16 protein-coding genes are annotated in these 20,742 nt (G+C 68.6%); 14 read left to right on the top strand and 2 right to left on the bottom strand.

Going from position 1 to position 20,742, the window contains the following annotated elements:
- Positions 1–107 precede the first annotated feature (107 nt).
- The 14 genes from NMB40_RS14130 to NMB40_RS14065 all read left to right on the top strand — a co-directional run bounded on the left by NMB40_RS14130 (position 108) and on the right by NMB40_RS14065 (position 17,417).
- Positions 108–968, top strand: a complete 861-nt coding sequence (locus NMB40_RS14130) for a YicC/YloC family endoribonuclease (RefSeq protein WP_184127156.1) — start codon at positions 108–110, stop codon at positions 966–968.
- Complete coding sequence (gene gmk, locus NMB40_RS14125) at positions 965–1,630, top strand: guanylate kinase (protein ID WP_282247466.1); 666 nt, start codon at positions 965–967, stop codon at positions 1,628–1,630. The genes NMB40_RS14130 and gmk overlap by 4 nt, the downstream gene beginning before the upstream one ends.
- Positions 1,631–1,741: 111 nt before the next feature.
- The gene (rpoZ, locus tag NMB40_RS14120; RefSeq protein ID WP_068853884.1) at positions 1,742–2,041 is read left to right on the top strand and encodes a DNA-directed RNA polymerase subunit omega; all 300 of its coding nucleotides are present in this window, start codon (positions 1,742–1,744) and stop codon (positions 2,039–2,041) included.
- 112 nt (positions 2,042–2,153) lie between these two features.
- Positions 2,154–4,313, top strand: a complete 2,160-nt coding sequence (locus tag NMB40_RS14115; protein WP_494358818.1) for a RelA/SpoT family protein — start codon at positions 2,154–2,156, stop codon at positions 4,311–4,313.
- A gap of 113 nt (positions 4,314–4,426) precedes the next feature.
- Entirely contained in the window at positions 4,427–4,813 is a 387-nt protein-coding gene (locus NMB40_RS14110; RefSeq protein WP_068853882.1) for a RidA family protein, read from the top strand.
- A gap of 7 nt (positions 4,814–4,820) precedes the next feature.
- Positions 4,821–6,932, top strand: coding sequence for an ATP-dependent DNA helicase RecG (gene recG / locus NMB40_RS14105; protein WP_494358817.1), 2,112 nt, complete (start codon positions 4,821–4,823; stop codon positions 6,930–6,932).
- A 174-nt stretch (positions 6,933–7,106) separates the two neighbouring features.
- Positions 7,107–8,045 (top strand): nucleoside hydrolase, encoded by a 939-nt coding sequence (locus NMB40_RS14100; RefSeq protein WP_494358816.1) that lies wholly within the window; start codon positions 7,107–7,109, stop codon positions 8,043–8,045.
- A gap of 108 nt (positions 8,046–8,153) precedes the next feature.
- Positions 8,154–8,420: a type B 50S ribosomal protein L31 gene (locus tag NMB40_RS14095; protein WP_193069377.1), complete on the top strand. Its 267-nt coding sequence runs from the start codon at positions 8,154–8,156 to the stop codon at positions 8,418–8,420.
- Positions 8,421–8,742: 322 nt separating this feature from the next.
- Positions 8,743–10,020 (top strand): citrate synthase, encoded by a 1,278-nt coding sequence (locus NMB40_RS14090; RefSeq protein WP_494358815.1) that lies wholly within the window; start codon positions 8,743–8,745, stop codon positions 10,018–10,020.
- A 775-nt stretch (positions 10,021–10,795) separates the two neighbouring features.
- Positions 10,796–11,308: a CS1 type fimbrial major subunit gene (locus tag NMB40_RS14085; protein WP_494358814.1), complete on the top strand. Its 513-nt coding sequence runs from the start codon at positions 10,796–10,798 to the stop codon at positions 11,306–11,308.
- A 51-nt stretch (positions 11,309–11,359) separates the two neighbouring features.
- Positions 11,360–13,957, top strand: a complete 2,598-nt coding sequence (locus tag NMB40_RS14080) for a TcfC E-set like domain-containing protein (protein ID WP_494358813.1) — start codon at positions 11,360–11,362, stop codon at positions 13,955–13,957.
- On the top strand, positions 13,942–15,081 hold the full coding sequence (locus NMB40_RS14075) for a CblD like pilus biogenesis initiator family protein (RefSeq protein ID WP_494358812.1): 1,140 nt from the start codon (positions 13,942–13,944) through the stop codon (positions 15,079–15,081). Before NMB40_RS14080 ends, NMB40_RS14075 begins: the two co-directional genes overlap by 16 nt.
- Positions 15,082–15,098: 17 nt before the next feature.
- A complete protein-coding gene (locus NMB40_RS14070; RefSeq protein WP_494358811.1) occupies positions 15,099–15,797 on the top strand; it encodes a pilus assembly protein in 699 nt (232 codons plus the stop codon).
- Positions 15,798–15,809: 12 nt separating this feature from the next.
- Positions 15,810–17,417 carry a YadA-like family protein gene (locus NMB40_RS14065; RefSeq protein ID WP_494358810.1) on the top strand — a complete coding sequence of 536 codons (1,608 nt, stop codon included), beginning with the start codon at positions 15,810–15,812 and terminating at the stop codon, positions 17,415–17,417.
- Between the two features lie 21 nt (positions 17,418–17,438).
- On the opposite strand, the gene NMB40_RS14060 is transcribed toward NMB40_RS14065, so the two are convergent.
- Both NMB40_RS14060 and NMB40_RS14055 read right to left on the bottom strand, forming a co-directional pair.
- On the bottom strand, positions 17,439–18,059 hold the full coding sequence (locus tag NMB40_RS14060; protein ID WP_282247776.1) for a hypothetical protein: 621 nt from the start codon (positions 18,057–18,059) through the stop codon (positions 17,439–17,441).
- Between the two features lie 169 nt (positions 18,060–18,228).
- Positions 18,229–20,649, bottom strand: coding sequence for a penicillin-binding protein 1A (locus NMB40_RS14055; RefSeq protein WP_494358809.1), 2,421 nt, complete (start codon positions 20,647–20,649; stop codon positions 18,229–18,231).
- Positions 20,650–20,742 lie beyond the last annotated feature (93 nt).

Raw genomic sequence — 20,742 nt, 5'->3', positions numbered from 1 at the left:
TAAGACGAGGGATGCGGGACCGCGCCCGGACCGGGGACCGGCAGGCGAGGAGGCTCCAAAGGAACCGCTAGGGTACCATTTGCACTTTGAGAGCACCGGAAACCCGCATGATTCGAAGCATGACCGCCTATGCCGGCGGCGAGCGCGCCACGCCCTGGGGCACGCTGGCCTGTGAGCTGCGCTCGGTCAACCACCGGTTCCTGGAGGTGGGCGTGCGCCTGCCCGAGGAGCTGCGTGCGCTTGAGCCGCAACTGCGGGAGCGTGTCGCGAACCGCTGCAGCCGCGGCAAGATCGACCTGGTCATGCGCCTGCGCGCGCCGGAGGTCACCGGGGCATTGGTGGTCAACGATGCGCTGCTGGCCCAGCTCGGCGAACTCGCCAGCCGGCTGGCGCCGGGCTTCCCCAGCCTGCAGGTGAGCTTCACCGAACTGCTGCAGGTGCCGGGCGTGATGCAGGGCGAGGCGGTCGACGCCGCCGCGCTGCAGGCCGAAGCGCTGGCCCTGCTGGACGAGAGCCTGGATGGGTTCGTTGCCGCGCGCGAGCGTGAGGGCGACAAGCTGGCCACGGCGATCCAGGAGAGGGTGGATGGCGTGGAGCGCATCGCCGCCGAGGTCACCACCCTGATTCCGCTGATCCGCGATGGCCAGCGCGCCAAGCTGTCGGCCCGGCTGGCCGACCTGCCGCATCCGGTCGATCCCGGCCGTGCCGAGCAGGAGCTGGTGCTGTGGCTGCAGAAGCTGGACGTGGACGAGGAACTGGACCGCCTGCGCAGCCATATCGTGGAAATCCGCCGCGTGCTCAAGCAGCGCGAGCCGGTCGGCCGCCGCCTGGACTTCCTGCTGCAGGAGTTCAACCGCGAGGCCAACACGCTGGGCTCCAAGTCGGTGGACAGCCGCACCTCCAATGCCGCCGTCGAGCTGAAGGTGCTGATCGACCAGATCCGCGAACAGGTGCAGAACATCGAATGAGCAGCCAGCCCCTCCAGAGCCCGGAACCGGCCCGCGGCACGCTGTACATCGTGGCCGCCCCGTCCGGGGCCGGCAAAAGCAGCATCGTCAACGCCACCCTTGCGCGCGACCCGCAGATTGCCCTGTCGATCTCGTTCACCTCCCGCGCCATGCGCCCGGGCGAGGTGAACGGCGAGCACTACCACTTCGTCAGCGCCGCCGAGTTCGAGCGGATGATCGCCGCCGGCGACTTCTTCGAACATGCCTGGGTGCACGGCGACTGGAAGGGCACCGCCCGCCAGTCGGTCGAGCCGCAGCTGTCGGCCGGCCAGGACGTGCTGCTGGAGATCGACTGGCAGGGCGCCCAGCAGGTGCGCCAGCTGGTCCCCGGCACGGTCACGGTGTTCATCCTGCCGCCGTCGAAGCAGGCCCTGCAGGACCGCATGCGCAAGCGCGGGCAGGACAGCGAGGCGGTGATCGCCCAGCGCCTGGCCGCCGCCCGCGAGGAAATGCTGCACTTCAACGACTTCGACTACGTCATCGTCAACGAGGTGTTCGAGACCGCCGTGGACGAGCTGTGCGCCATCTTCACGGCCAGCCGCCTGCGCCGGGAGTCCCAGAAGGTCCGCCACGCGGGCCTGATCCAGGCCCTGCTGACCCAGGACGCAACGGCAACTGACTGATTCACAAGGGGCGGGTAGCCGGTCGGCTTGATTTTGTCCAGCCCTGGCCGGTACAATCCGTCCCCTTTCCCTCATTCGATGAGCAGCCCTTGCCGGCTGCCGGGAGCCCGCATGGCCCGCATCACCGTAGAAGATTGCCTGGAAGTCGTCGATAACCGTTTCGAGCTGGTCATGATGGCGTCCAAGCGCGCCCGTCAGCTGGCCAATGGCGTCCAGGCCACCCTGGACAACAGCGAAACCGAAGACAAGCCGACCGTGCTGGCGCTGCGCGAAATTGCCGCCCGCAAGATCGACAACGCCCTGATCGACGAAGTCGAGAAGGCCGAGCGCGAGCGTGCCGAGCGTGAAGCACTGGAATGGGCCGCTGCCGAAGTCGTCGCCGACGAAGACATGTCCAAGAACGACGACTGATCGCACCCGATCATTCGTTGTTGCCACAGACAGCCCGCCAAGTGCGGGCTGTCTGCATTTTTGCGCCAGCAATAGTTTGCCGTTATCCCGTCGCTGGAATAGTCTTCCAGCCATGAACCCAGGCCCCTCTGCCAAGGTCGCCACGTCTCCCGGCGCGGCCGTACCCGACTATGTCCTCCAGCTTGAACGCGCAGCCCATTACCTGCCGCCCGAGCAGTTGCCGCTGCTGCGCCGTGCCTGGGAGGTAGGGGCCTCCGCGCATGCCGGGCAGACCCGCAAGTCGGGCGAGCCGTACATCACCCATCCGGTGGCGGTGGCGCAGGTGCTGGCCGAGCTGGGCCTGGACGTGGAAGCGCTGATCGCCGCGATCCTGCACGACACCATCGAAGACACCCCGCTGACCCGCGAAGCGCTGGCCGCCGAATTCGGCGAAGCCGTGGCTGAGCTGGTCGATGGGGTCACCAAGCTGGACAAGCTGAAGTTCCGCGACCGCCAGGAAGCGGCCGCCGAGAGCTTCCGCAAGATGCTGCTGGCGATGTCGCGCGACCTGCGCGTGATCATGATCAAACTGGCCGACCGCCTGCACAACATGCGCACGCTCGGCGCGCAGAGCACCGAGGCGCGTGGCCGCATCGCCCGCGAAACCCTGGAGATCTACGCCCCGATCGCGCAGCGGCTGGGCATGAGCCTGGTCAAGAGCGAGCTGCAGAACCTGGGCTTCAAGGCGCTGTACCCGTGGCGCCACGCGATCCTGGAAAAGCATATCCGCAGCCAGCCGGTGGTACGCCGCGAGGCGATGGCACAGGTGGAAGTGCAGCTGTCGCAGCGGCTGGCCAAGGAAGGGCTGGAACACCGCCTGGTCAGCCGGATCAAGACCCCGTGGAGCATCTACAACAAGATGCGCGACGAGAACAAATCCTTCGACCAGGTCATGGATGTGTTCGGGTTCCGCCTGGTGGTGCGCAGCGTGCCCAACTGTTACCACGCGCTGGGCTCGGTGCATGCCACCTTCAAGCCGCTGGATGGCCGCTTCCGCGATTTCATCGCCATTCCCAAGGCCAACGGTTACCAGTCGCTGCACACGGTGCTGTTCGGCCCGTACGGCTCGCCGATCGAAGTGCAGATCCGCACCGAGGAAATGGACCTCATCGCCGAGCGCGGCGTGGCCGCGCACTGGACCTACAAGTTCGGTGGCGACACCCCCAACAGCGCGCAGAGCCGTGCACATGCCTGGATCGTGGAGCTGATCGATTCGCAGCGCGCCGCCGGTTCGTCGCTGGAATTCCTCGACAACGTCAAAGTCGACCTGTTCCCGGACGAGGTCTACCTGTTCACCCCCAAGGGCAAGATCCTGGCGCTGCCGCGCAACTCCACCGCGCTGGACTTCGCCTATGCGGTGCACACCGACGTGGGCAACATGGCGGTGGCCTCGCGCGTGGACAAGAAACTGGTGCCGCTGCGCACCAAGCTGGTCAGCGGGCAGACCGTGGAAGTGATCACCGCGCGCTCGGCCACGCCCAAGCCGCAGTGGCTCGAATTCGTGGTCAGCTCCAAGGCGCGCACCGCGATCCGCCACCAGCTCAAGCAGCTCGAACACGAAGACGCCGTGCAGCTGGGCCACCGCATGCTCGACCGCGCGCTGGAAGCGATGGACAGCTCGCTGGAACGGCTGCCCAAGGGCCGCCTGGACGCCTTCCTGGCCGAACACCGCTATCCGCGCCTGGAGGCCCTGCTGGCCGAGGTGGCCCTGGGCAACTGGATGCCGAACCAGGCCGCGCAGGCGCTGATGGCCTATGCAGAACTGCGCGGCGGCGCGCATTCCAAGCACTCGCAGGAAAAGATCCTGATCAACGGCAGCGAACGCGGCGTGGTCAGCTTCGCCAACTGCTGCCAGCCGATTCCCGGCGACGAGATCATGGGCTACCACACCGCGGGCAAGGGCATCGTGGTCCACCGCTTGGACTGCCCGAACCTGGCCGAGCTGCGCAAGTCGCCCGAGCGCTGGGTGCCGATCGGCTGGGACACCACCGTCTCCGGCGATTACGACACCGCGCTGGTGGTTGAAGTGGAGAACGGCACCGGCGTGCTGGCCCAGCTGGCCGCAGCGATCGCGCAGAGCCATTCCAACATCGAACGGGTCGACTACCTGGACCGCGACTTCAACGCCGCCGTGCTGGCGTTCAACATCCAGGTCCGCGACCGCAACCACCTGGCCGAAGTCATGCGCCGGCTGCGCAGGTTGTCCGTGGTGCAGTCCGTACGCCGCCAATGATCGGCACGTATCAATGACGTAGAGCCACGCCCTGCGTGGCTGGCCGCGCAAAGCGCGGCAATGATCGAAACCGATACAATGGCCCACCATTGTTCGACATAACGAGGCACACCATGTCCCGCCAGATCATCAACACCGAAAACGCACCGGCCGCGATCGGTCCGTATTCGCAGGCCGTGCGTGCCGGCAACACCGTGTACTTCTCCGGCCAGATTCCGCTGGACCCGGCCACCGGCGACATCGTCGGCGCCGGTGATGTCGAAGCGCAGGCCCGCCGCGCCTTCGACAACCTCAAGGCCGTGGCCGAAGCCGCCGGCGGCTCGCTGGACAAGGTGGTCCGCCTGGGCCTGTACCTGACCGACCTGGCCGAATTCGCCAAGGTCAACGCGGTCATGCAGGACTACTTCCAGGCGCCGTTCCCGGCCCGCTCCACCATCGAAGTGTCCGGCCTGCCCAAGGGCGCCAACTTCGAGGTTGATGCGGTGATGGTCATCGACTGACCGCCACGTGGCACGCAGACCGGCGGTCACCCCGGCGCTGGCGCCGTCCGGCGAAGCTTCGCTGGCGGTGCTCACCGGCGTGGGTCCGGCCGTGGCCGCCAAACTGGCGGCCCGCGGCCTGGCCTCGCTGCAGGACCTGTGGCTGCACCTGCCACTGCGTTATGAAGACCGTACCGCGCTGACCCGCATCCAGGACCTGCGCAACGGCGTGCCGGCGCAGGTGGAAGTCCGCGTGGTCGCGGTGGACCGTGGCATGCGGTTCCGGCCCACGTTGAAAGTTGCGGTGGAAGACGAAGGGCAGGGCACGTTGGTGCTGCGCTTCTTCCACTTCCGCCAGCAGCAGGTGGCCCAGTTCGCGGTGGGCACCCGCCTGCGCTGCTTCGGCACGCCCAAGCCGGGCCAGCTGGGGCTGGAAATCGTCCACCCCAGTTACCAGGTGCTCGGCCGTACCGATGACCCGGCGCTGGGCGACAGCCTGGACCCGGTGTATCCCACCGTGGAAGGCATCGGCCCGGCCACGCTGCGCCGCCTGATCGGCCAGGCGCTGGACCGCCTGCCTGAAGAATCCACCCTGGAGCTGTTGCCGCCCGGCTGGCTCGATGGCCTGGCGCTGCCCTCGCTGCGCAGTGCACTGCTGACCGTGCACCGCCCGCCACCGGACGCCAACCTGGCCGCACTTGCCGCAGGGACCCATCCCGCGCAGCGCCGCCTGGCGCTGGAAGAACTGCTGGCCCATCACCTGAGCCTGCGCCGCCAGCGCATTGCGCTGCAGGCGCACCACGCCCCGCCGCTGGCCGGACCCGGAAAACTGGCCAAGGCCCTGCTCAAGCAGCTGCCGTTCGCCCTGACCGGCGCTCAGAAACGCGTGTTCACCCAGATCCGCGAAGACCTGGCCCAGCCGCGCCCGATGCTGCGGCTGGTGCAGGGCGATGTCGGATCGGGCAAGACCGTGGTGGCCGCGCTGGCGGCCATGCTGGCGGTGGAGCAGGGCAAGCAGGTCGCGCTGGCCGCGCCGACCGAGCTGCTGGCCGAACAGCACCTCACCAACCTGCGCGGCTGGCTGGAACCGCTGGGCGTGCAGGTGGCCTGGCTGGCCGGCAAGGTCACCGGCAAGGCGCGCGCGAAGGTGCTCGAACAGGTCGCCAACGGGCAGGCGCAGGTGGTGGTGGGCACCCATGCGCTGATGCAGGAGGCGGTGGTGTTCCATGACCTGGCGCTGGCCATCGTCGACGAGCAGCACCGGTTCGGCGTGCACCAGCGGCTGGCCCTGCGCGACAAGGGGCCGGGCGGACGCAGCGTACCGCACCAGCTGGTGATGACCGCCACGCCGATTCCACGCACGCTCGCGATGTCCGAATACGCTGACCTGGACGTGTCGGCGATCGACGAACTGCCGCCCGGGCGCACCCCGGTGCAGACCGTTGCACTGAACAACGATCGCCGTCCCGAACTGATCGAACGCATCGCCTTGGCCTGCCGCGAAGGCCGCCAGGTGTACTGGGTGTGCACCCTGATCGAAGAGAACGACGAGCTGGACGCCACCCCGGCGCAGGCCACCTATGAATCGCTGCAGGCGTTGCTGCCGGGCGTGCGGGTGGGGCTGGTGCACGGGCGGCTGAAGGCCAGCGAGAAGCTGGCCACCATGGTCGCGTTCAAGGCCGGGCAGATCGACCTGCTGGTGGCCACCACCGTGATCGAAGTCGGCGTGGACGTGCCCAATGCTTCGTTGATGGTGATCGAGAACGCCGAACGCCTCGGCCTGGCCCAGCTGCACCAGCTGCGCGGCCGGGTCGGGCGCGGTTCGGCCGTGTCGCGCTGCGTGCTGCTGTACCAGGCGCGGCTGTCGGCGATGGCGCGCGAACGCCTGGAAACCATGCGGCAGACCAACGATGGCTTCGTCATCGCCGAAAAGGACCTGGAACTGCGCGGTCCCGGCGAACTGCTGGGGACCCGCCAGACCGGCCTGGCCGGCTTCCGCATGGCCGACCTGGCCCGCGACGCGGACCTGCTGCCGGGCGTGCATGCACTGGCCGAGCGTCTGCTGGCCGAGGCGCCAGTGGTGGCCGACAGAATCGTGCATAGATGGATTGGCAGCGCTGTTCGATACGCTGGCGCATAAAGCCCCCTGAGTCAGGGGGCGGCCGCGAAGCGGCGGGGGTGTGGGTGATGGTAAGAGGGGCCCGCGCGTTGCGCAGCAAGGCGTGGGGCGGCAGCGCGCATGCGGTGGCGCTTCCCCTTGTATTTGTCATCTGCGGGTGAGACATTCCGTTGCCGCTAGATAAAGACGGCACGCATGACCAAGAAGATTCCGCTGTTGATCGACACCGATCCGGGTGTCGATGACGCCCTGGCCCTGTTGATGGCCTTTGCCGACGAACGCCACGACGTGGTCGGCCTCACCATTGCCGCCGGCAATGTCGGCCTGGACCACACGGTCCGCAATGCGCTGAAACTGTGTGAAGTGGCCGGGCGTGAAGACGTGCCGGTGTTCGCCGGTACCGCCGATCCGCTGCTGCACCCGTCGGTCGATGCCGCGCACGTGCACGGTGCCGATGGCTTCGGCGACGTCAACCTGCCGGCCGCCAAGCGCCAGGCCGAAGCCGAACACGCCGCGCTGGCCATCCTGCGCCTGTCCCATGAGTACGCCGGCGAGCTGTTCCTTGTCGCCCTCGGCCCGCTGACCAACCTGGCCCTGGCGCTCAAGCTCGACCCGACCCTGCCGCAGCGCGTGAAGCGCTTCCTGGTCATGGGCGGGGCGGTGACCTGCCACGGCAACATCACCCCGGCAGCCGAGTTCAACATCGCCTTCGATCCGGAAGCGGCACACGTGGTGTTCACCGGCTTCCCGCACATCGAAGTGGCCGACTGGGAGGCCACCGTCGCCCACGGCCTGCTGCACAAGGATGTCGAGCAGTGGCTGGCCTTCGACAGCGACAAGGCGCGCTTCTACGAGCTGATCTCGCGCCAGACCCGCCTGTGGTCCGAAGACAGCCGGGGCGAGCGCTGGTTCGCCGCCGACGCCCTGGCCATGGCCTGGGCGCTGCAGCCGGAAGGCGCGCTGCGGGTTGAATCGCGCCCGCTGAACGTCGAACTGGCCGGCACCCACAGCCGGGGTGCTACCATTGTCGACTGGAACCGCCAGACGGGGCAGCCGGACAACACCCAGCTGCTGATGGCCTACGACCAGGGGCGTTTCGAAGCCCAGGTCCGGGCAGCCCTTGGGGTCCGGTAAGGCCGCCACGGCGGGCCTGTTCATGTAGCGGTGGTCCCGGCTTGCCCTCGCAGGGCGCCGGGACTATAATGCCGCGCTTACGTTTTTCATATTCTCTACGGTGTGTCCATGAAGGCCGATATCCATCCGAACTACCGTGACGTCGTGTTTCAGGACGTTACCTCCGATTTCAAGATCCTGACCCGTTCCACCATGGCGACGAAAGAAACCGTGAAGTGGGAAGACGGCAACGAGTACCCGCTCGTCAAGATCGAAATCTCCTCTGCTTCGCACCCGTTCTACACGGGCAAGCACAAGGTGATCGACACCAGCGGCCGTATCGACAAGTTCCAGAAGCGTTTCGGCAAGCCGGCTGCGGCTGCTGCTGCCGAATAAGCGGTCGACACTGCTGCATGAAAACAACGGTCGCCCAGGCGGCCGTTGTTTTTTTTTGCCCGCGTCGAACCCTGCTGGTGGATGAACGGCGGTTCATAAATTGTGCCTGCCGGGCGGAACGCAGTGTCCATATCAGCCCGGTCGGAGCACCGCCAGGCTTGTGCTGACAGGGCAGGGCGGCCCTTCGTCTACGACTTCCGTCCTAGGGCGTGGCAAATGTTGCTGTGCGATAATGACGTGATCCACAGCACAGGTTGTGGACTTCTTTCACGTGCCCGCCCCACGCGCTTGGGTGGGCGCCTTCCCCTGAGGAGCGCACACAGTGTCCGATCTTGATCAGGTCACGCTCAACGCCGGCGACAAGTCGGTTGTTCTGCCTGTCATCAAACCCACGCTCGGCAACGATTGTGTCGATATTTCGAAGCTGACCAAGGAAACCGGTCTCTTCACCTACGACTCCGGCTTCACCGCCACCGCCAGCTGCAAGTCCGCCATCACCTATATCGACGGTGACAAGGGCGTGCTGCTGTATCGCGGCTACCCCATCGAGCAGCTGTCGGAAAAGTCCAGCTACGTCGAAGTGGCTTACCTGCTGATCAACGGCGAGCGTCCGAGCGCCGAGCAGCTGAAGGCCTTCACCGATGAGCTGGCTGCCGAAGCCAACGTCGATGCCTCGATCAATGCCCTGATCGCCAGCTTCGACAAGGATGCCCACCCGATGGCCATCCTGGCCGCTGCCATCGCGCAGCTGTCGGCGAAGTACCACGCCTCGCTGGACCTGTCCGACGCCGAACAGCGCCGCCAGTCGGCCGTGCGCCTGATCGCCAAGGTGCCGACCCTGTCGGCGCTGATCTACCGCCACGGCAAGGGCCTGCCGGCCAACAAGCCGGACACCTCGCTGGATTACGTCAGCCGCTTCCTGAAGCAGACCTTCGAGTCGGCCGATGGCCAGTACGAGCTGAACCCGGACGTGGTCAAGGCGCTGGACCTGCTCTTCATCCTGCATGCCGACCACGAGCAGAACGCCTCCACCTCGACGGTGCGCCTGGTCGGTTCGACCGGTGCCAACCCGTACGCGTCGGTCGCCGCTGGCGTCACCGCGCTGTGGGGTCCGGCCCACGGCGGTGCCAACGAAGCCGTGCTGAAGATGCTGGAAGAGATCGGTTCGGCCGACAACGTCGAATCGGCCGTGCTCAAGGCCAAGGACAAGGCCTCGGGCTTCCGCCTGATGGGCTTCGGCCACCGCGTGTACAAGAACTTCGACCCGCGCGCGAAGGTCATCGGTGAGATGACCGGCAAGGTGCTCAAGCAGCTGGGCGTGCAGGATCCGCTGCTGGACGTGGCCGTGAAGCTGGAACAGGCCGCGCTGCAGGACGACTACTTCGTTGCCCGCAAGCTGTACCCGAACGTCGATTTCTACAGCGGCATCATCTACAAGGCGCTGCAGATCCCGACCGAAATGTTCACCGTCATGTTCGCGCTGGGCCGCACCTCCGGCTGGGTCGCGCACTGGCTCGAACAGCAGGTCGACCCGGAAATGAAGATCGGCCGCCCGCGCCAGGTCTACACCGGCCACGACGTGCGCGACTACCAGGGCTGATCAGCGCCCGTAGTGCATCAAAAAACGCCTCCGCAAGGGGGCGTTTTTTTTTGTTTCAAAAGCCTTCAAGCAAGTGCCTTCAAGCAACAGCCGTCGTGTGCAGGATGCTGCGCGCAGGGCCGGCGGTGGTGGGGGTACGGGGGGCGCCGTGAATACGTCCGTGTAGGCTCTTGCGAAACATCCATGTTTCGCAAAGCCCCCGTACCCCCACCCCCGCCGACCCTCTGACAGTCGGCCGGTGGCCACGGGAAAAGCAACGACAAGTTGCGCACGATCGAAAACAAATTTGCTGTTGACGTTGCTGTCGCTTGTGCATTTCCCATGGCCGCCGACACTTCGTCGGAGGGTCGGCGGGTACGGGGGTACGGGGGCTTTACCAAACATGGATGTTTGGTAAGAGCCCCCATGGAAGGGTTCACGGCGCCCCCCGTATCCCCGTACCCGCCGGCCCAGCACGCAGCATCGCGCAAACGACGGCTTTGGCTCTGGCTCTGGATTTACGCCTTTCGCTTTCAGCCAATGCCAACAACACGCCGTGCCGCGGCGAGCATAAAGCAGCACCCCGCAACATGCGCATGCGCGCGCGTCGGAATGCTTGCGTTGCGTCCGGTTCGCGCGCGCTGTCGCAGAACGTGCGCGTGCGCGATGGGTTTAAGAATGGTTGCGTGGGGAGACATCGCGCACAGATCTAACGTGATCGTGTCGCCGGCACTGCACAGCGCAGCGTGGGTGATCGCCTCGAACGAGGCGTTTTTCAATCATGGGAGAGAACCACATGTACCGCACCCTGAAGCAGGCCGCGTTGGGCCTGGCGATCTTTACCGCCGCACTGTCCGCCCACGCCGTTGAAGCGCACATCACCGTCTGGGCGAACGTCGACCCGACCCTGTCGCTGCTCCGGGCCGATGGCAGCGCGCTTCCCGCTGACGTCGAGATGCCGTATCGCGCCGGGCAGGGTCTGAGCAGCTGGAGCGAACGCGTGCGCGTGTTCTCCAACGACACCAGCCTGGATGTCGACGTGCGCCTGGCCGAACCGGCCGTGCTGATGCCCAAGGTCACCGCCGCCGGCGCGGTCGATATCCCGCTGTCGGTCACCCTCAACGGCCGCGAGCTTGGCCTTGCACCGATTGCGTTCACCGCCGACCAGCTGTTCCAGGGTGCCATCCCCGGCGCCTCCATCGAAATGCCGCTGACCGTGGACCAGGCCACGCCCGGCCCCATCGCCGCCGCCGGCCTGTACGACGGTCCGGTCAGCCTGGTGCTGGTGCAGAAGGCCAGCAGCCTCTAAGCCATTGCGCGGGCGCCGGCCCTGCGGGGCCGGCATGCCTGCGTCCCTGCCATGCGCATTCCTGCTCCCGCCCTTGTCCGGCTGGCGGTGGCGCTCGTCCTGGTGTTGGCCTGCATGGCCGTCCAGGCGGGCCCGGTGCCGGCCGGTTTCGAAGATCTTGTCAGTGGCCAGCGCGAGCGCGTGGAAGTGCGCGCGTTCGGCCGCTCTGCCGGCCTCTGGCCTGCCTGGGTGACGCTCGAGCACGTCCAGCTCGAACAGCCCGCGCAGGTGTTGGCCGCGCTGGGCCTGGACGCATCCGCGCAGCAGGCACTGCTGCCGGTGTTGTCCCTGCCGCTGCCGCGCAACAGCCACATGGCCTGCATCCATGGCCAACCCCGGCCGGGCTGCGGCTGGCGCCCCCCGTCCGAGGATCCCACCCACATGCATGCCATCTTTGACGACGGCGACGGCGCGCTGCTGCTGTTTCCCGCATTGCGCTGGCTGCCGCGCGCCTTGCCCGGCGCCGCCGGGCTGCATGCGCCCAGCGAACATGCCGAGAACGCCTTGCTGCACCAGCAGACGCTCGCGCTCAGTGGCAGTGGCAGCCAGTACGCGCTCAACGCGCATGGCAGCGCCACCCTGGGCGTCCTGCGCAGCGGGCATGTCGGCGGCAACTGGAACTACGCGCGCCACGCCTGGCCCGGCCAGCGCGCCCGTACGCACTTCCAGTTCGACGACCTGTACTACCGGCATGACCTGGCCCGGCGCCACTACCTGCAGGTCGGGCGCATGGACCGGCGCAACCTGGCCAGCACCCAGGGCGGACAGTTCGGCTTCGGCATGCTGCCGCTGGACCGCTTCGACGGCGTCCGCGCCGGTACCACCCAAGCCTACGTCGATGCCGGCGCCGATACCGGCGCCGCGCCCTTGACCGTGCTGCTGTCGCGGCAGGCGCGCGTGGATGCCTACGACGGCGAACGGCTGCTGCAGACCTTCTACCTGCCCGCCGGCGTCACCGACCTCGATACCCGGCGGTTTCCACCGGGCAGCTATGACGTGACCCTGCGCATCCACGAAGACGGGCGCCTGCTGCGCACCGAGACACTGCCGTTCGCACGCACCCAGGACTGGGGCGAACCGGGCCTGCAATGGTTCGTGCAGGGCGGGCGAAGCCGCACGCGCGACATCCGCCTGGACACGGGCGACAGCGTGCTGCAGGCCGGCCTGCGCCTGCCGCTGGCCCGCCAGCTCGGCATGAGCCTGGGCGTGGCGCGCGTTGCCCACGCCAGCCATGCCGAACTGCGTACCGGTGTCCGCCAGCGCCTGGGCGGGCATGACCTGCAGGCCGAAGTCGGCGCCCTCATCGGCAGCGACGGCAGGCGTGGCAGCCAGCAACTGCTCAGCGTGCGCAACAGCGTTTCCTGGAACCTGTACCGGCAGCGCCTGCGTGGCAGCCGCTGTCGCCTGGACTGCGCCGATTCGCTCAGCGCATCGCTGACCGTGCCGCTGGCCGGCGGCAGCCTGTACCTCGGGCACACCCGCAGGCGCACGCTGGTGCCCGGGCGATGGTCCAACGGCAGCGCCCGCAGCCTGCAGGCCGCCTACGGCCTCACCCGGCAGTGGCGTAGCGTGAGCATCGGCACCCGCGTGGGCGCATGGCGGCAGACTGGCAGCGTCGCCGACCAGGGCCTGCAGCTCTCGGTCACGCTCTCGCGGCTGCAGCACGCGGCGGGCGGCAGCCAGCTGCGCCGCATCGGTGCCGAAGCACGGCGCACGCAGTCCGGTGACACCGGGCAGCGCCTGCTGCTGGCGCAGTCCTGGCGCCAGGAGCAGGACGCGACCGCGCGCGAGGTGGCCACCGAGGTCAGCGTGAAGCACACCGATGACGTGGATGCGCTGCTTGCCCTGCGCACCTACACGCCGCTGGGCCAGACCAGTGCCGTGCTGTCGCACCATCGGCAGGCGCATGCCAGCGAAACCGGGTACAGCCTCAGCCACGGGTCGGCGCTGGCGTTGTCGCCGCGCGGCCTGTTCTGGGGCGGTGCGCCGGGTGCCGACGCGGGCGTGGCCGTCAGCGTCGAGCACGCCGCTGCCAGCGCGTTCGATGGCGCGGCCGCCGAAGTGCAGGCCGGGGCCAGCCGCCAGGTGCTGCGCGCCGGTCAACGCCGGCTGCTGCCGCTGAGCGGTTATCAGCGCCACCGCGTGGAGGTGCAGGACGCGCCCGGGCACGCACATGACGCCAGCGTGCGGGTGACCCATCCGGGCCCTGCCCAGCAACCCTTCCTGTTGCCGGGCAGGGTGATCGCGTTGCCGGTCGGCGTGGAAGCTGCCTTCACCTACATCGGCAGCGCCGTGGACGTGGCCGGTGCCGCGCTGGCCGGTGCGCGCATCCTCAACGCTTCGGTTCCCCGGCTGGGCGCCGACGGCGGGTTCATCGCTGAATTCGCGCAGCGCGAAGCGGTCCTCTACCTGTTGCAGGCCGGACGCCTGCTGCACTGTCCGCTGCAGGTGCGCGAGCAGCGCAGCGTGGTGCTGCTGGTCGGCCAAGTGGCCTGCACGCCCTTGGCGCGCGACGGGTTGCCCGAACGCATCGCCCGCCAGCCGCGCGTGCGGCAGCTGCTGGAGGATGCAGCGCCGATCGCGCAGGAGGGGCGATGGAGCGGACCCTGATGCGCGCCTGCAGCGTCCTGCTGGTGCCGGCCTTGTGGGTTGCCCAGCCCGCGGCGGCGCAGCGCCCGCCGGTCACCACGCCGGCCGCAGGCACCACCGTGACCACATTGAGCCACGCCTTCGACCGCGCCGCGCCGCAGCCGCTGCAGCTGTGGGCGCCGCGCACCGTGCTGGGGTTCGATGAGGTGGTGCACGGCCATGGCCGCCTGCATGTCACCTGCACCGACGTTCCGGCGCGTGGGCGCTGCCCACGCAGCGACACCGGCGAGGGGCCGACCGGCCGCCAGCCGATCCTGCTGGAGTTCCACGAACCGCGCAGCGGCCAGCGCCGCGAGGTCGCCGTCAGCGGATGGATGGAGCGGGTCGAGTGGGAGCGCAGCTGCAGCGACGACTATTGGGACAAATCCGAGTACCCGCTGTGGACATCGGCAACCCGAGAGTGTCACGTCGCTCCGGCAGGCACCGCTGCGACGCTGCAGGTGACGTCCACGGACATCGGCACGCTGGTGGCCGGGCGCTGGCAGGCCGAGCTGCACCTGGATGTGCGCGGTGGCGTGGGCGGCGCGGTACTCGGCCGGCACGTGTTCGTGCTCGCGGTCACGGTGACCGATCCGGGTCGCGCCGCCATCCACCTGCCGGAACACGGCGGTTCGGCCGGACAGGTTGACCTGCAGCTGCAGCTGCGGGCCGTACCGCCACCGGCCAGCATCGGTGGGCAGGCGGTGCTGGAGGTGTGCCTGTACGACGGCCTGGGTGCCCACAGCAGCGAGCTGGTGCTGGTGGCACGCGATCGCGGGCCGGACGTGCCCGGGCGGCCGCGCGATGCGTTTTCGGTGTGGCACCACGCGGGCGGGCGCGCGCCGCACGAGCGCATCGATTACCGCCTGCAGCTGTTGCATGCGGGCACCACGATCGACCTGCACCGCGAGGCGCACACGGTGCTGGCCGGCATCGACAGCGCCGAGCTGCGGCCGGTGCTGCTGCCTGGCATGGACCAGGCCGTGCACTGCGTGCCGACCCCGCTCACCTTCATCACGCCCCGGGTGCCGGCCGCCGAAAAGCGCGACGGACGCTATCAGGGCGATCTCACGCTTGAGATGCGCCTGCCCACCCGCCGCCCCTGACGCCGACCGAGACTTCCATGCGCCTGCATCGCCTTTCCCCGCTGCTGTTGCTGTTTCCCGCCCTGCCGGTGTCGGCCAACCTGGACGTGCACCCCATGCGCGTCCACCTCGACGCCGGCCGCACCACCAGCATCCGCGTACAGGCGCAGTCGCCGCGCACCCAGTACGTCAGGGCCACGGTCAAGCGCGTGCTCGCGCCTGCCACCGAACATGAAAACGAAGTGGATGAGCCACCCGGCGACGCCGCGGCGATCGCCGTGACGCCGGGCATGTTCGCGCTCGCCGGCGGCGGCAGCCGGCTGGTGCGGGTGATCGCCCTGGCCCCGGTGGACGAGGAAACCGCGTTCCGGGTGTATTTCGAAGGCGTGCGCGGGGACGACCCGGATGCGCGGCCCGATGCCCTGGAGACGCCGGGTGCCACCCTGGGCGTCAGCCTGGTGTGGGGCGTGCTGGTCAACGTATTGCCCGCCGACGGACGGGTCGCGATGCAGGTTGCGGGGGGGCGCCTGCACAACCACGGCACGCTCCGGCTGGGCATCCGCCGGGTCGAGCACTGCGTTGCGGCCGTCTGCACCACCCACGACATCGAACGCAGCGTCTACCCCGGCGCCACGCTGGCGTTGCCATTCGAGCCGGTGGCCGGCGCGCGGCTGCGCGTGGATTACCGGCTCAGCCGTGACGGCTACCGCGAACACCAGCAGATCCTGCTGCCCTGAAAGGAGACCGCCATGCATCGTCCCTGTCGTCCACTCGCTTCCGGGTCCATCGCGCTTCTGTTGATGGCCCCCGCACTTGCTGCCGCCACCTCGCCGGCAACGCCGCCCGAGGCTGCAGCGCCGTCGGTCGCGCAGGAAAGCCCCCCGCCGCCCGCGTCGCCCGTGGCGTTCATTGGCGGGTTGGGCGTGGGCATCGGCCTGGCCGGCGTGTTCGACCGCGAGCGCAGGCGCGAATACGTGCTGCAGTGTCCGGCGCCGTCGCCGGTGGTGATCCCGGACCCGGCGACACCGCCCGGGTGGGCGGACGCGCTCTGGCAGCTCGACACCCATGGCGGGCAGATCGCCCGCAACCGCATCGACATCGATCTGCTGCACGACAACGTACGCGGCGTCAGCGCCGACCTCGGCGATGTGGTCCGATTCGACAAGGATGCAACCGTGCACCTGCGCGGTGCGCGCCTGGTCGCACTGGGCGCGGGTGAGATCAGTGCCGACAGCCGCCAGGCCATCAACGGCGCGCAGTTGTTCGCCGCCACCCAGCGCGTGGCGGCGCTGGAGTACACCCAGTTGTACGCCAAGGTCGGGGCGGACGCGTTGAGCCTGCCGGCGCAGGCCGGCCACCTGGGCACCGCGATGGGCAGCGATGCCCATGCGCAGGGCGCGGGCTCGACCGCCATCGGCAGCTTCGCCACCGCGCTCGGCAGGAACTCGGTGGCGCTGGGGCGCGCGGCAATCATCCTGGATGGCGCACACGATGGTTTCGCGCTGGGCTCGCGTTCGCGCGTACTGGCCGAGAACGGCATGGCGATCGGGGCCTCGACCCAGGTCTGGGAGGGCGCGCACGACAGCGTGGCGCTGGGCTTCGGGTCGATCGTGCAGCGCCCGTTCGAGGTGTCGGTGGGCGGGCAGGGCCTGCGCCGGCGGATCACCAACGTGATGCCCGGCATCGCCGACGATGACGTGGTGTCGATGCGGCAGCTGTCCGCCGTGGCGGCGCTGCTGGGCACCGGGATGGATGCCGAAGGCGGCGTGCGCAGCGTGGGGTTCACCGTGCGGGGCAGGTGGCACGGCAGCGTGGCCGACGCCGTAGGCGCACTCGACGATGCCGTAGGTGCCGCACACGACGCGCTGGAGACCATGGGTGAGCAGGTGAGCGCGCTGGGGACGCAGCGGGTGGCTGGAGACGCAGCACCTGCGGCCGAGCCGGAGGCGGTGGATACCACGTCCGTGCCTGCGCCTGCCGTTGCCCGTGCCTCCAAAGCCGACGCACCACTGCCACCGGTCGATACCCGCGCGGTGGATGACGCCGTGCAACGTGCCAACGCCTACACCGACCAGGCGATGGCGTCGGTGGAGCGCCGTTTCGAGCGGCTGGATCGCCGGATGAACCGGATGGCGGCGATGGGCAGTGCGCAGGCGGCCATGGCCATGAACACCGCAGGACTGCCCACCTGGAACCGGCTCGGGGCGGGCATTGGCCATGCCGATGGCGAATCGGCGCTGGCGGTGGGCTACCAGCGCGTGCTGGACCGGCGCGCCGCCACCACCTTCAGCCTCAACGGCGCCTTCAGCCAGGGCGGCGAGAGCACCGTAGCGGTAGGGGTAGGCATAGGCTGGTAGGTACCGACCGTTGGTCGGTACTCACCCGTCCGCCAACAACAATCTAAGCTGCGCAGCCGATGCACGCCGCATCGGCTTTTCATCGATGCTCGACAGCGGCGGCTGGCGCAAACCATCGTAGGGCAGCACCGCCACGTCGAAGGTGAGCCCTTCGGCGCTGAACACCCATACCGGCACATCCAGCGTGCGTTCGCGGTCCAGGCGCAGGCGGCGCATGCGTGAGTCGGCGGGAATGCGGTGGTCTTCCAGGAAGCGCTGCACCGCATCGGCGTCGTCGCTGTGCAGCTGCAGCTGCACGGGGCTGTTGGCATCGGCGGTACCGTCCAGCACCGGGCCGCACAGGCGCGGGGCGAATCCGTGCAGGAATTCCAGCGCGCGCAGCGCTGCCTCGCGCCGCTGGCGCAACTGCACGTCATGCCCGGCGCCGGCGAACAGGCGCTGGTACTCACGCAGCGCCTCTTCGATCTCGGTATTGCGCGGCAGCGAGGCATCGTCGTGGATGCCCAGCCGCCCGGCGGCTTTCAGCTTGGCCTGGTGGTAATCGCGGATGCCACTTTCGGCCATCAGCCGGGCCGCCTCGTGGGCGAGCCGGTGGCGGCGTTCGCGGGTCTGGCTCTCCGAGTGCTGTCGTGCCCGATGCATGAGCGGCTCCCCCTTGCGACCTGCCACCGAATGTACACCGATCATGTGACGGCCGGGACACGCATGGCGTGTCCCTACAACCGCGCGACCCCGGATCGCGCGACCGCGGGGGTCGCGCGACCATGGATCGTAGTGACACGCCATGCGTGTCAACACCATCGTCCTGCGTTCAGAATATATCGAACGCCGCGTCGTCGGCCTGCGGGGTCTGGGTGTTGAAGTCGTACTCGGCCAACTTCTCCATGTCCTCGACCTTGACCCACTCGGTCGCGCCGTTGAGCGTGGCCTGGACCATGCCGGTCGGCGGCTCGTTCTGTGCGATCGGGGTGTCCTTCAGCGCCACCCGCATGTAGTCGATCCAGATCGGCAGCGCGGCACGGCCGCCGTATTCGCGGTAGCCCAGCGAACGGAAGTCGTCGCGGCCCACCCACACGGTGGTGGCGTAGGGGCCGCCGAAGCCGGAGAACCAGGCATCGCGGTGGTCGTTGGTGGAACCGGTCTTGCCGCCCACGTCCTCGCGGCCGAGCACCTTGGCTGCGGTGCCGGTACCGCGCTGGACCACGTCGCGCATCATCGAGACCAGCTGGTAGGCAGTGCGCGCATCGATCGCACGCGGCGCGGTGCGCGCATTCGGGTCCACCGGCACGGCCGGTTCGGCCGCCTGCTGCGGCTTGGCCGGGCCGGCCGGCGCCGGTGCGGCGGCGGCACCGAAGTTGAAGCCGTCCACCACCTGGCTCACCGGGGCGCCGCCACTGGTGCCCACGCATTCGCGGCAGGCCCGGGCCGGGTTCTCCTTGAACACCAGGTTGCCGTCGCGGTCGCTGACCTGGTCGATCAGCCAGGTATCCACGCGCGAGCCGCCGTTGGCGAACACGGCATAGCCGCGCGCCACCGACAGCGGGGTCAGCGACGCGGTACCCAGCGACATCGACAGGTTCGGCGGCAGCTCGGCTTCGGCAAAGCCGAACTCGCTGATGTACTTGCGCGCGTATTCCACGCCCATGCCGTCGAGCAGGCGCACCGACACCAGGTTGCGCGACTGCACCAGCGCTTCGCGCAGGCGCATCGGGCCACGGAAGCCGCCACCGTCGTTCTGCGGCTGCCAGGTCTTGCCGCGGCGGTCGCGGAACACCACCGGCGCATCCAGCACGATCGAGGCCGGGTTGAAGCCCTTGTCGAAGGCGGCCGCATAGATGAACGGCTTGAAGCTCGAGCCCGGCTGGCGGCGCGCCTGGGTGGCGCGGTTGAACTTGTTGCCGGAGAAGCTGAAACCGCCCACCAGCGCCTTCAGCGCACCACTTTCAGCGTCCAGCGACACCAGCGCGGACTGCCCGCGCGGGATCTGGTCCAGCATCCACTCGCCTTCCTTGGCGCCGGTGCGCACGCGCACGATGTCGCCGCGCTGCACCAGCTTGCCCGGGGTCTTGTTGGTCCACTTGGCGGCCGAGGCCGGCAGCACCAGCTCCGTGCGGTTGGCCAGCACCACCGTGGCGCTGCCGTCGGCGCCGGTGCCGGCCACGATGGCCGGCAGCAGCCCGGACTGGGCGCTGATGCCGCGCAGGTGCGCGGCCAGGGCGGCGGCATCGTCGCCCGCGCCCAGCGCGACCTGCTGCTCCACCCCGTGCCAGCCGTGGCGGTGGTCGTACTCCAGCAGGCCATCGCGCACCGCCAGGTTGGCGGCGGTCTGCATCTCGGCGTTGATGGTGGTGGTGACGTGGTAGCCCTTGTTGAGCACGTCGCCGCCGAAGCGGGCGATCATCTCCTGGCGGACCAGTTCGGCCACGTAGGGGGCTTCCACCTGCACCGGCGGCTCATGCGCGCTGGCGTGCATCGGCACGGCCTTGGCCGCGTCGGCCTCGGCCTGGCTGATGAAGCCCAGGTTGGCCATGCGCTGCAGCACGTAGTAATCGCGGCGCTCGCGGGCGCGCTCGGGGTTGCTGATCGGGTTGCCGCTGGAGGGGAACTTGGGGATGCCGGCCAGCGAGGCCATCTCGTCCAGGCTCAGCTCGCCCAGCTTCTTGCCGTAGTAGAACTCGGCCGCAGCGGCCACGCCGTAGGCGCGGTTGCCGAAGAAGCTCTTGTTGAGGTACAGCTCGAAGATCTCGTCCTTGCTCAGTTCCTGCTCGATCTTGCGCGCCAGCAGGATCTCGGCCAGCTTGCGGGTGTAGCTGTACTCGGAGCTGAGGAAGAACTGGCGGGCCACCTGCTGGGTGATGGTCGACCCACCCGGGACCCGCTTGTCGTTGGTGGTGGCCAGCAGCCACACCGCGCGGCCGATGCCCTTGTAGTCCACGCCCCCGTGCTCGTAGAAGCGGGCGTCCTCGGTGGCCAGGAAGGCCTGCTTCAGGCGCTCCGGGACCTCCTTCATGGTGATCGGGGTGCGCCGGGACTCGCCGAACACGGCCATGAGCTTGCCGTCGGCCGCATAGACGTACATGGGCTCCTGCATCTCGATGTCGCGCAGGGTCTGGACGTCCGGAAGACGGGAGGAAATGGCGTAGTACAGGCCCCCGGCGACCGCGGCGCCGATCAGTGCCAGGACCAGGAAGGCGACCAGCAACCAGCGCAGCCAGCGGCGAAGGCGAGTCATCAGTGTCAGATTCCGATTGCGAATTTCGTGGCCGCAGAGTATAGATTACGCAAGGGAACGGCTGGGGTTGTTCCCGGGGAGAGCATTTCGGTC

This window comes from Stenotrophomonas sp. FBCC-B152 (assembly GCF_059134105.1).
Note: the sequence above shows the minus strand (reverse complement) of the source record. Positions and strands in the feature narration are given on the sequence as shown.

Bases quoted from the DNA above. Each gene is read 5' to 3' on its own strand.
- NMB40_RS14100 (WP_494358816.1), top strand. From the start codon at position 7,107: ATGACCAAGAAGATTCCGCTGTTGATCGACACCGATCCGGGTGTCGAT.
- NMB40_RS14115 (WP_494358818.1), top strand. From the start codon at position 2,154: ATGAACCCAGGCCCCTCTGCCAAGGTCGCCACGTCTCCCGGCGCGGCC.
- gmk (WP_282247466.1), top strand. From the start codon at position 965: ATGAGCAGCCAGCCCCTCCAGAGCCCGGAACCGGCCCGCGGCACGCTG.
- NMB40_RS14065 (WP_494358810.1), top strand. From the start codon at position 15,810: ATGCATCGTCCCTGTCGTCCACTCGCTTCCGGGTCCATCGCGCTTCTG.
- NMB40_RS14080 (WP_494358813.1), top strand. From the start codon at position 11,360: ATGCGCATTCCTGCTCCCGCCCTTGTCCGGCTGGCGGTGGCGCTCGTC.
- NMB40_RS14085 (WP_494358814.1), top strand. From the start codon at position 10,796: ATGTACCGCACCCTGAAGCAGGCCGCGTTGGGCCTGGCGATCTTTACC.
- rpoZ (WP_068853884.1), top strand. From the start codon at position 1,742: ATGGCCCGCATCACCGTAGAAGATTGCCTGGAAGTCGTCGATAACCGT.
- NMB40_RS14055 (WP_494358809.1), bottom strand. From the start codon at position 20,649: ATGACTCGCCTTCGCCGCTGGCTGCGCTGGTTGCTGGTCGCCTTCCTG.
- NMB40_RS14095 (WP_193069377.1), top strand. From the start codon at position 8,154: ATGAAGGCCGATATCCATCCGAACTACCGTGACGTCGTGTTTCAGGAC.
- NMB40_RS14110 (WP_068853882.1), top strand. From the start codon at position 4,427: ATGTCCCGCCAGATCATCAACACCGAAAACGCACCGGCCGCGATCGGT.
- NMB40_RS14130 (WP_184127156.1), top strand. From the start codon at position 108: ATGATTCGAAGCATGACCGCCTATGCCGGCGGCGAGCGCGCCACGCCC.
- NMB40_RS14070 (WP_494358811.1), top strand. From the start codon at position 15,099: ATGCGCCTGCATCGCCTTTCCCCGCTGCTGTTGCTGTTTCCCGCCCTG.
- NMB40_RS14060 (WP_282247776.1), bottom strand. From the start codon at position 18,059: ATGCATCGGGCACGACAGCACTCGGAGAGCCAGACCCGCGAACGCCGC.
- NMB40_RS14075 (WP_494358812.1), top strand. From the start codon at position 13,942: ATGGAGCGGACCCTGATGCGCGCCTGCAGCGTCCTGCTGGTGCCGGCC.